Consider the following 555-nt stretch of genomic DNA (forward strand, 5'->3'; position numbering starts at 1 on the left):
GTCAACCATAGATACACCTAATTCCGGACGGACAATTTCGCCATTGGCTTCCAGTTCACCAATGATTGTTTGCACCTCACCTGCTGGGATGGCAAAGCCCATACCCTCTACTTGGTCACTAGAAACTTTCATCGAGTTAATCCCAATCACTTGTCCAGCAGCATTTAATAAAGCACCACCAGAGTTACCAGGGTTAATCGCCGCATCTGTTTGAATAACATTTGCGACCCAGTCAGATGTGCCGTCGCCATCTATATCAATAGCTACCGAACGGTCTAAACCAGAGATAATCCCTTGCGTCACAGTTGTTGCATATTCAGAACCTAAAGGTGAACCAATTGCAATCGCAGGTTCCCCTACTTTCAAGCTATCAGAATCCCCAAATTCAGCAACTGTTGTCACAACATCTGAAGAAATCTTCAATACCGCTAAGTCAGTCCATGGATCAGAACCAACCACTTCAGCCTCAACTTGGGTACCATCAGCCATAATAATATTAATCGCATCTGCCCCGTCAATTACGTGATTGTTAGTGACAACATAAGCAGTGTCCCC

At 44.9% G+C, this 555-nt stretch carries 1 protein-coding gene; it reads right to left on the bottom strand.

The window, feature by feature from the left end; translation table 11 throughout:
- A partial coding sequence (locus ACRCJ0_RS18945; protein WP_431391747.1) for a S1C family serine protease occupies positions 1-555 on the bottom strand: 555 nt, incomplete at both ends.

The organism is Aerococcus sp. L_32 (assembly GCF_050689315.1).